The sequence below is a fragment of the Streptomyces muensis genome (assembly GCF_021474425.1).
Classification (GTDB): Bacteria; Actinomycetota; Actinomycetes; order Streptomycetales; family Streptomycetaceae; genus Streptomyces; species Streptomyces muensis.
In genome coordinates this window covers 1-10,327 of sequence record NZ_JAKEIP010000277.1, presented here as the reverse complement: position 1 = coordinate 10,327, position 10,327 = coordinate 1, and the positions used below count along the sequence as shown (strand labels likewise).

Genomic DNA, 10,327 nt, shown 5'->3' with positions numbered 1-10,327 from the left:
GGGGTGGGCGGAACGGCAGGGTCCGGCATGTGTGCGTTTCCTCCAGCTGCGCAGCCTCAGATGGATGAAACGTACACTTCGCAGTCACTTTCCGGCCACCTACTGTCGTTCCAGACCGGCAGCCGCGGGTACGGGCGGATGTCCCCGCGAGCCGCTGCCGACGTCCCCACCCCCATCTGCACGACACGCCACCGGGATGTTCGCGAAGGAGGCCTCCACATGGCCGTCGACTACACCGTCATCGTCGTCTATCTGGCCGGCATGCTGGCCATGGGCTGGTGGGGCATGCGCCGCGCCAAGTCCAAGAGCGAGTTCCTGGTGGCCGGCCGCCGGCTCGGCCCGACCATGTACTCCGGCACCATGGCGGCGATCGTCCTGGGCGGCGCGTCCACCATCGGCGGCGTCGGCCTCGGCTACCAGTACGGCCTCTCCGGCGCCTGGATGGTGTTCACCATCGGCCTCGGGCTCCTCGCGCTCTCCGTCTTCTTCTCCGCCCGCATCGCCCGCCTGAAGGTCTACACCGTCTCCGAGATGCTGGACCTGCGCTACGGCGGCCGGGCCGGCGTCATCTCCGGTGTCGTCATGTGGGCGTACACCCTCATGCTCGCGGTCACGTCGACCATCGCGTACGCCACGATCTTCGACGTCCTCTTCGACATGAACCGCACGGTCGCGATCGTCCTCGGCGGCTCGATCGTCGTCGCCTACTCGACGCTCGGCGGCATGTGGTCGATCACCCTCACCGACATGGTGCAGTTCGTGGTGAAGACGGTCGGAGTGCTGCTGCTCCTGCTGCCCATCGCCGTCGTCAAGGCCGGCGGGTTCAGCGAGATGAAGGCCCAGCTGCCGACCGAGTACTTCGACCCGCTGGGCATCGGCGGCGAGACGATCTTCACCTACGTCCTGATCTACACCTTCGGCATGCTCATCGGTCAGGACATCTGGCAGCGCGTCTTCACCGCCCGCAGCGACAAGACCGCCAAGTGGGGCGGCACCGTCGCGGGCACCTACTGTCTCGTCTACGCCCTCGCCGGCGCCGTCATCGGTACGGCCGCCAAGGTGCTCTACCCCAGGCTCGGCAGCGCGGACGACGCCTTCGCGACCATCGTCAAGGACGAACTCCCGGTCGGCGTACGGGGCCTGGTGCTGGCCGCCGCCCTCGCCGCCGTGATGTCCACCTCCTCCGGCGCCCTCATCGCCTGCGCGACCGTCGCCAACAACGACATCTGGTCACGTCTGCGCGGCGCCGTCCGGCCGTCGGGCGCATCGGACTCGGGGGACCAGCACGACGAGGTCAAGGGCAACCGTGCCTTCATCCTCCTCATGGGCCTCGCCGTCATCGGTACGGCCATCGCGCTGAACAACGTCGTCGAGGCGCTGACCGTCGCCTACAACCTGCTCGTCGGCGGACTGCTCGTGCCGATCCTCGGCGGGCTGCTGTGGCGGCGCGGGACCGTGTACGGCGCGCTCGCCTCGGTCGTCGTCGGCGGCGTCGCCGTGATCGTCCTGATGGCGACCCACGGCATCCTCGCCAACGAACCGGTCTACTACGGGCTGCTGTCTTCCCTCGCCGCCTACATCGCCGTCTCCTTGATGACGAGGCCGACCGACGCGGCCGTACTCGCCGCCTGGCGTGAGCGCCTCGCCGGGCGGGACCCCGAACTCGTGTCCGAACCGGTGCCGGCTCCCCAGTAGAGTCACAGGCAGAAGTACATACGCGACGAAGCGTAGGAAAGAAGGCATTTCACGATGACTGGCAACGAGACCCCCCGCGGCCCCGTCGACTCCTCCCGCATCCCGCGGTACGCCGGACCCGCCACCTTCGCCCGGCTGCCCCGCCTCGACGAGGTCGGCCGCGCCGATGTCGCCGTGGTCGGCGTGCCGTTCGACTCGGGGGTCTCGTACCGGCCGGGCGCCCGCTTCGGCGGCAACGCGATCCGCGAGGCGTCCCGGCTGCTGCGCCCGTACAACCCGGCGCAGGACGCCTCCCCCTTCGCCCTCGCGCAGGTCGCGGACGGCGGCGACATCGCCGTGAACCCCTTCAACATCAACGAGGCCGTCGAGACCGTCGAGGCCGCCGCCGACGACCTGATCGGCACCGGCGCCCGGCTGATGACCCTGGGCGGCGACCACACCATCGCGCTGCCGCTGCTGCGGTCGGTCGCCAAGAAGCACGGCCCGGTCGCGCTGCTCCACTTCGACGCCCACCTCGACACCTGGGACACCTACTTCGGCGCCGAGTACACCCACGGCACGCCGTTCCGGCGCGCGGTCGAGGAGGGCATCCTCGACACCTCGGCCCTCTCCCACGTCGGCATCCGCGGCCCGCTGTACGGCAAGCAGGACCTCACCGACGACGAGAAGATGGGCTTCGGCATCGTCACCTCCGCCGACGTCTACCGGCGCGGCGCCGACGAGGTCGCCGACCAGCTCCGCCAGCGCATCGGCGACCGGCCCCTGTACATCTCCATCGACATCGACTGCCTCGACCCGGCCCACGCCCCCGGCACCGGCACCCCCGAGGCCGGCGGCATGACCTCGCGCGAGCTGCTGGAGATCCTGCGCGGCCTCGCATCCTGCAACCTGGTCTCCGCCGACGTCGTCGAGGTGGCGCCCGCGTACGATCACGCCGAGATCACGTCGGTGGCCGCGTCCCACACGGCGTACGAACTGACCACGATCATGTCCCGCCAGATCGCGGCGGCCCGTGAGGAGAACGAGGGCAAGTGACCCACGACCACGACCTGGTGCTCCGCCCGACGGAGGAGCAGACCGCCGCCGCACTGAACCCTCCCGCCGGTCGAAGCGGCGGAGACCTGGTCGTGGAGACGCTGGCCGGGCTCGGCGCGACGACCGTCTTCGGGCTGCCCGGCCAGCACGCGCTCGGCATGTTCGACGCGCTGCGCCGCTCCGACCTCAGGTACATCGGGCTGCGGGTGGAGAACAACGCCGCCTTCGCGGCGGACGCCTACGGCCGGATCACCGGCGAGGCCGCCCCGCTGCTGCTGTCGACCGGCCCGGGCGCGCTGACCTCGCTGGCCGCCCTCCAGGAGGCGGCCGCGGCCTCCGCGCCCGTACTGGCGATCAGCAGCCAGATCCCGACGGCGGGGCTGGGCGGTGGCAGGCACGGGTATCTGCACGAACTCCCCGACCAGGCGGCGTCGTTCCGGGGCGTGGTGAAGTCCGTCCACACGGTCCGCACCCAGTCCCAGATCCCCTCCGCGATCGAGGCGGCCTGGAAGTCGGCGCTGACGGCCCCGCACGGCCCGGTGTGGGTGGAGATCCCGCAGGACGTGCTGCTGGCCGAGACCTCGATCCCGGTGGTGACGGGCGGCGACGCCTTCCCCGACGAGCTGCCGCCGCGCCCCGAACTGACGGCACTGGCCGCCCACCTGCTGTCCCACGCCGCCCGCCCGGCGATCATCGCGGGCGGCGGAGTGGTCCGCGCCGACGCCTCGAAGAAGCTCCGTCAGCTGGCGGAGACACTCCAGGCACCGGTCGTCACGACCCCCGGCGGCAAGGGCGCCTTCCCCTGGACGCACCCGCTGTCCCTGCAGTCCTGGATCGAGGACCGGCACACCACGGACTTCCTGGAGGACGCCGACGTACTCCTCGTCGTAGGCTCGGGCCTGGGTGAACTCTCCTCCAACTACCACACGTTCAAGCCACGCGGCCGGGTCATCCAGATCGAGGCCGACCTCGGCAAGCTGGAGTCCAACCACCCGGCGCTCGGCATCCACGCCGACGCCCGCCTCGCGCTCCAGGCGCTGCTGGAGACGGTGTCGGAGCGGGAGGACGTCACGGCGCCGGAGCGGGTGCGTGAGGTGCTCGGGAAGGTGTCGGAGCGGATCGGCGCCCAGGAACTCACCCTGGAGCAGGACGTGCTGGCGGCGGTCCGGCGCGCCCTGCCCGCCGACTCCCCGTCCTTCTGGGACATGACGATCCTCGCCTACTGGGCCTGGTCGGCCTTCGACGCCAAGGGCCCCAACCACCTGCACTCCGCCCAGGGCGCCGGCGGCCTCGGCTACGGCTTCCCCGCGGCGCTCGGCGCTGCTGCCGCCGACCCGACCCGCCCGGTGCTCGCGGTGTCCGGCGACGGAGGCGCCCTGTACTCGATCGCCGAGCTGGCCACGGCCCGCCAGTACGACCTGGACGTCACCTGGCTCATCGTCGACGACGGCGGCTACGGCATCCTGCGCGAGTACATGACGGACGCCTTCGGCCAGGCCACGGCGACCGAGCTGACGCGTCCTGACTACGTGGCCCTGGCCGAGTCGTTCGGCGTCCCCGGGACCCGTACGACCCCGGAGACGCTGGAGGCGGACCTGGCGAAGGCGCTTCAGACCCGCGGCCCGTCGGTGGTCGTCCTCCCGGCGGTGCTGCGGATGTTCGCGCCGACGCACCTCACGACATGATGACCCAGGAGCCCTGCTCGATCTTGTTGTGGTCGCGGTTGTAGCAGGCGTCGTCCACCGCGGGGCCGGTCCACGGCGCCGCCATCGGGACGAGCGCGAGCGCCTGCCTGCAGAGGTTGGGGGCCGTGTAGCCGGCGATGGTGACACGGCCCCGGTCGCCGTCGTCGGCGTGGGCCGGGGTGGCGATGACGAGGACTGCCATGGTGAGCGCGGCGAGCGCGCCGATCTTCTTCATAGCCGGGTCAACGGCATCGGGTCGGCACAGGTCATTCCGCTGTACAGGTGGTGACCTGGCCGTCCGGGGCTGATCGGCCGATCGTCTGGACGGCACCAGGGGGCCCGTCTAGTCTCCTGTGCATCTACTGTCCGGGGGAAGTTGCGGTGTCACTGCACTATGACGGTTGAACTTCGCGTTTTTCTGAGCGGCGGCGAGCAACTGGAGAGCCTGCGCGAGTGGATGGCCGGGCACCAGGGCGTCGCGGTCCAGGCGGTCGCACGGCCGGCCGCACCCAACAGCCAGGGCACGGTCTGGGACTTCCTCGCGGTGGCGTGTGCCGCGGGCGGTCCCCTCGTCGTCGCGGTGCACGCGCTGCAGGTGTGGATCGGCGCGCAGACCACGGACATCGAGATCGAGGTCGGCGACCGGCGCTTCAAGGTGACCGGCCGCGACGCGCAGGCCGTCCTCAAGGACGTCATCGAGACGGCCAAGTCCCTGGAGGCGACGCCGGAGGCCCCGGATGACCCTGCGTGACGACATCGACTTCGGTCGGTCGCGCGCCATTCTGCTGGGGACGTCGGAGTACACGGCCGGCTTCGAGGACCGCAGGCCCATGCCCGCGGCCCTCCAGAGTCTCAAGGAGATGCGCGGCCTGCTGACCGGGCCCGGCGAATGGCCCAAGGACCGCGTCAAGACGTTCCAGAACCAGCGCGACAGCAACAAGGTGCTCAGGGACATCGTCCGGCTGATCGACGACGTCGACGACGTCCTGCTGTTCTACTACGTCGGCCACGGCCAGCTGCTGCACCGCAGCAACGGCCGGTTCGACCTCGGGCTCGCGCTGACCGACACCAGCGAGGACGCCACACAGCGCTCGCTGACCTCGCTGCGGTTCCGCGAGTTGCGCGAGCAGATAGAGCGCAGCAACGCCCGTATCAAGATCTTCATCCTGGACTGCTGCTGCGCCGGCATCGCCACCCGGTACGCCGAACCCGCCGCCAACGTCACCGCCTACGCCGACAGCGCCACCCCGGCGCGCGGCGCGGGCACCTACATCTGGGCCGCCTGCGGACGCTCGCAGCTGACCTACTTCGAGGACCGGAAGGGCGGGCTGACCTACTTCACCAAGTCCCTCGCCGAAGCGGTCCGCGAGGCACACGGCGAGCAGTCCCTCGGGGCGACCGTCGCCAACCTCCACGACGACGTCAGACGCCGGCTGCGCGAGGCGAGCATCCAGAACGCCGACGACCCGCCGGTGCCGGATCTCCTCTACAGCGGCCGGCCCGACCAGTTCCTCTTCGTACGCGGTCAGGTGGCGCTGCGCGGCGGCGAGGAGTTCCGCTACGAGTCGCTGAAGAAGGGCGACCCGCACAAGGTCGGCCCCTACGTCCTGCACGCGCGCCTCGGCATGGGCGGCGCCGGCCAGGTCTTCCTGGCGTTCACCCCCGGCGGGCAGCCGATCGCCGTCAAGGTCCTCAAGGCGGAGCTGGGCCAGGACCAGGAGTTCGCGGACCGCTTCCCCCGCGAGATCGAGGTCGCCCAGCGGGTCCGCAGCAGCGATGTCGCCCAACTGGTCAACGCCGACCCGCGGGCGAGCGAACCCTGGCTGGCCAGCACGTACGTGTGCGGGCCCTCGCTGCTCGAACTCGTGCGGGAGGCGGGCCCGTTACCCGGCCAGGACGTCCTGCTGATCGCCTCCGGCATAGCCCGCGCGTTACGGGCCATCCACGAGGCCGGCGCCGTGCACCGGGATCTGAAGCCCGCCAACGTCATGCTCGACGAGACCGGCCCGAAGGTCATCGACTTCGGCATCGCCAAGTCCATCGCGGCCACCCTGATGACCCGGACGAACGTACAACTGGGCACCCCGGCCTACCGGTCGCCCGAGCAGGCCACGGGCCGCAGGTCGATCACCGCCAAGTCGGACATCTTCACCCTCGGTGCCACGATCTACTTCCTGGCCACCGGCAAGGACGCCTTCCAGGCCGAGGACCCGCTCGGCATCATCCACCTCATCGCCAACGAAGAGCCCGACCTGAGCGGACTGAGCCCGGAGGTCCGTGTCCTGGTCCAGCGCTGCCTGGCCAAGGACCCCGACCGACGCCCCACGGCCGCGGAGGTGGTGGAGATCTGCGCGGCCGCGGCCGGACCCGTCACCCCGGGCGCCTATCTGCCCGTCCGGATGGCCGCCCCCGCGATCCACTCCCGCAACCAGGCACTGCGCCGCCTCATGCAGGCCGCCGACGTCCCCCGGCCCTCGCAGCAGCCGCAGCCCCCGCCCTTCACACCGCCGGACGGGCCCGCCGGGCCGGACCTGGGCCCGGGGATCGTGATCACGCCCCCGCCGCCGCCCACCCCGCCCGTCAACCAGCAGGCGCGCGGCGCGCTCATCGCCGTACTCGCCGTGGTCTGCGCGGTCCTCCTGATCTGGCTGCCGGGGCAACTGGCCGGGGGCGACGACGGCGACGACCAGGGCGGTTCGACGCCGCCGACGTCGTACACCTCCTCGTACACCGAGCCGGACACGTCCGAGGAGACCGAACCGGCGGACGATCCCACGACCGACGAGGCCGACACACCGACGCCGACCGAGTCACCGAGCCCGACGAGCCTGATGGAGACGGCGGACTCCGGCGACTGCCTCGCCAACGACGGCACGTACACCAAGCCGGACCTGCGCTTCGCCGACTGCGCGGCCGGTGTCTTCAAGGTGGCCCAGGCACTCGACGGCACCTCGGACACCAGCGAGTGCTCCGACGTCGCCGACACCGACTACTCCGTCAGCAACTCCTATGTGAACCGCGTGCTCTGTCTCACCTACCAGAACGGCAGCGCCTATCACGCGGAGCCCGGCGACTGCGTCTACGGCCCCAACGCCCGGGGCAGCAACTGGTCCGCGCAGGGGTGCCGGACCGGCAACTTCACGGTGAAGGCACGGCTGACCGGCACGAGCGACAAGTCCCGTTGCGAGTCGTACTCCGGTGTCGAGCAGACCCTCACCACGACGACGAAGTGGGACGAGCTCGACGTCGTGCAGTGTCTCGCGATGAACTTCCCCAACGCGGCCGCCCGGGCGCCCGTCGGCTCCTGCCTGCTGATGACCGGCTCCGGGCAGAGCACGGACTTCCAGACGGCCGCGTGCTCCCAGGCCAACGTCAGCGTCGTCGGGCGCTCGTCCCAGTACTACAACGTCTCCTACTGCGGTTCGTACGGCTGGACCACATGGCGGTCGAGCGACTTCCCGAAGATCGCCTACACGGTCTGCTTCAAACGCATCTGAGGCGAACGTGGCTGCGACGCCGGACGCGATGGGCTCGGCTTCCCTCCCGCATGGAGGCAAGCCGAGCCCGTCGGCCGCGTCTACCAGATCGCCTCGACCCACTCCGGGTGGTCGATGAACGGGTTGCGGTTGTGCTGGTAGGAGTCGTAGATGACCTCGTTGCGGCGCTCCTCGAAGGCGCTCGGCGGGTCCGCCTCGTTCCACGCCTTGAGGACGGAGAGCTTGCCCATGTAGGGGTTGGAGCCGTTGCCGACCCTGTCGTTGGGCTCCAGGTCGGCGAAGCCGTCGTCGCCCTCGTAGCGCACGGCCATGTAGAGGATCATGCGGGCCACGTCGCCCCGGTCCGCGGCGCGCGGCGCGAAGGAGTCGGAGTCGACGGTGCTGCCGCCGCCGTTCGTGACGGCGCTGCCGCCGTTGTCGAAGTCCAGGTTGCCGCGGATGCTGTTGACCTGGACGTCGCAGGCGCGCAGATGGTGCAGGTCGGTGCCGGGGCCGATCGCCTCGCCGAAGTCGCCGTGGGACTTGGCCCAGGTGTGCTCTCGGTTCCAGTCGCCGAGGTCGCCGCCGTTGAGGGACTTGCTGCGGGAGACGCCGCTGTACAGCAGGATCACGTTGTTGCTGTTGTTCGGATCCTGGTCGGCGGCCTTCAGCGCGTTCCAGACCGCCGAGTACGAGATCTTCGTCTGGTCGCTGATGATCGTGTGCAGCGAGTCCTTCAGGGCCGTACCGGTCTTGCCGATCGCGTCGGCGTAGTACGTGTCGTCGTACTCCGTCGTCGTCGCGGCGGCCGGGGAGGCCATGAGCGCCGGGGTGGTGAGGCCGACCAGGACGGCTGCGGTCGTCAGCGCCACGGACTTCCAGCGGCGGTGGCGTATGTGTGTCGCCGGCATGTGGGGTCCCATCTACGCGGGTTGAATGAAGGCGGCAAACGGGAGAGTGGCATGGACATGCGGTGGTGTCGAGGGCTTGCACGTGTCCATTGGGTGACGGGGAGCGGCAAATCGGGGCATGAGTGTGTTAGTTGACGCCGAAACGGCCCCTGGTGGGTGGGCCGGGGGCCGTTTCGGCGGAGGGGTGGGACTCGTCGGGGGTCAGCTGACGTCGGACGGGTCCAGGCGGTAGACGGTCGACTGGTTGCTCTGTGACGAGGACGAGGATGAGGATGAGGTGGGCGACGTGGAGGAGGAACCCGAGCTGTAGTCGCTCTCCTTCACCGCCGTCCCGTTCTTCTGCACCCAGGCCGTGACCTCGGAGCTGACGGTGCTGCCGCCGCCGGGGCCGCCGCCCATGCCGCCGCCACCGAGCTGGATGTAGTGCAGTTCGCCGTTCTTCACCAGCTCCTTGAGCTTGGCCAACGTCATCGCCTTGTCGCTGCCGGACCAGCCCCACATGGAGATGACGGGCTCACCGCTGCTGAGGATCAGCTGCGCGGCACTCTGCGAACTCGACACCGCCAGCACCCACTTGGCGCCGTCCTGGTGCTTCTTGAGGTACGCGATGAGCTCGCTGCTCGCGCCGCCGCCCATGCCACCGCCGCCGCCCATGCCGGTGCCGTTGGGTGGCGTACCGCCCAACTCGCCGGTGCCGCCGGGAGCCTGGCCGTTCTGGCCGTTCTGGCCATCCTGCCCCTGCTGCTGCCCGCCCGGGAAGCCGCCCTGCTGTCCGTTCGGCCCGGCCTGGCCGTCGGCCTGGCTGTTCCCGCCGCCCTGTTGAGCGCCGTCTCCCGGCATCCGACCGCCGCCGAAGCCACCCTGGCCGCCACCGGGACCGCCGCCGCCGAAGCCGCTCCCCGTCGAGGGCCCGGCCGTCGGGTTCGTACCGCCCATGCCGCCGCCCGAACCGGACGGTACCGACCAGGCGTACGCGGCCGGGCCCGCCACCGCGGCGACGATCGCCGCCGTCACGGAAACCGCCAGCAGCCGCAGCCGGTTCCCCGACGCGGACCGGAAGACGAGCAGCCCCACGATCGCCAGCGCCATGACGACGGCGATCACCGGCCACAGCCAGGTGTTCCAGCCGGAGGCCCGCCGCAGCAGTACGACCGCCCAGACGGCCGTGACGGCAAGCCCCGCCGGCAGCACCCACGCCCACCGCCTGTCGGAGCGGAACGCGCGCAGCAGCATCACACCACCGCCGCCGCACAGCGCCGCGATGCCCGGGGCGAGCGCGGTCGTGTAATACGGGTGCATGGTGCCCTCGGCCATGGCGAAGGTCAGGTAGTGCAGGGCCGTCCAGCCGCCCCACAGCAGCAGCGCGGCACGGGTGAGGTCGGTGCGCGGGGCGCGCCCGCACAGCACGAGTCCACCGACGCAGGCGATGGCCGCGAAGGGGATCAGCCAGGAGATCTGGCCGCCGAGGATGTCGTTGAAGAGCCGCCCGATCCCGGCGGTCCCGGAGAACCCACCGCCCCCGCCC

8 protein-coding genes are annotated in these 10,327 nt (G+C 70.7%); 5 read left to right on the top strand and 3 right to left on the bottom strand.

Annotated features, from left to right (window positions below; all coding sequences use genetic code 11):
• Positions 1-219: 219 nt before the first annotated feature.
• Genes L0P92_RS37305 through L0P92_RS37295 form a run of 3 tightly spaced genes read left to right on the top strand, consistent with a single transcriptional unit; the run spans position 220 to position 4,415 of the window.
• Entirely contained in the window at positions 220-1,695 is a 1,476-nt protein-coding gene (locus tag L0P92_RS37305) for a sodium:solute symporter family protein (protein WP_234767507.1), read from the top strand.
• 54 nt (positions 1,696-1,749) lie between these two features.
• Positions 1,750-2,730 (top strand): agmatinase, encoded by a 981-nt coding sequence (speB, locus tag L0P92_RS37300; protein WP_234767506.1) that lies wholly within the window; start codon positions 1,750-1,752, stop codon positions 2,728-2,730.
• Positions 2,727-4,415, top strand: coding sequence for a thiamine pyrophosphate-binding protein (locus L0P92_RS37295; protein WP_234767505.1), 1,689 nt, complete (start codon positions 2,727-2,729; stop codon positions 4,413-4,415). The genes speB and L0P92_RS37295 overlap by 4 nt, the downstream gene beginning before the upstream one ends.
• On the opposite strand, the gene L0P92_RS37290 is transcribed toward L0P92_RS37295, so the two are convergent.
• Entirely contained in the window at positions 4,405-4,650 is a 246-nt protein-coding gene (locus L0P92_RS37290; RefSeq protein ID WP_234767504.1) for a hypothetical protein, read from the bottom strand. The two genes, L0P92_RS37295 and L0P92_RS37290, sit on opposite strands and share 11 nt — an antisense overlap.
• 159 nt (positions 4,651-4,809) lie before the next feature.
• Here L0P92_RS37290 and L0P92_RS37285 point away from each other — a divergent pair, with 159 nt between their 5' ends.
• Positions 4,810-5,166, top strand: coding sequence for an effector-associated constant component EACC1 (locus L0P92_RS37285; protein WP_234767503.1), 357 nt, complete (start codon positions 4,810-4,812; stop codon positions 5,164-5,166).
• The gene (locus L0P92_RS37280; protein ID WP_234767502.1) at positions 5,153-7,912 is read left to right on the top strand and encodes a serine/threonine-protein kinase; all 2,760 of its coding nucleotides are present in this window, start codon (positions 5,153-5,155) and stop codon (positions 7,910-7,912) included. The genes L0P92_RS37285 and L0P92_RS37280 overlap by 14 nt, the downstream gene beginning before the upstream one ends.
• 80 nt (positions 7,913-7,992) lie before the next feature.
• Here the strand turns inward: L0P92_RS37280 and L0P92_RS37275 are convergent, their stop codons facing one another.
• Both L0P92_RS37275 and L0P92_RS37270 read right to left on the bottom strand, forming a co-directional pair.
• The gene (locus L0P92_RS37275) at positions 7,993-8,802 is read right to left on the bottom strand and encodes an endonuclease I family protein (RefSeq protein ID WP_234767501.1); all 810 of its coding nucleotides are present in this window, start codon (positions 8,800-8,802) and stop codon (positions 7,993-7,995) included.
• A gap of 201 nt (positions 8,803-9,003) precedes the next feature.
• The coding region (locus tag L0P92_RS37270; protein ID WP_505016555.1) for a mannosyltransferase YkcB-related protein at positions 9,004-10,327 on the bottom strand (1,324 nt) is incomplete at its 5' end.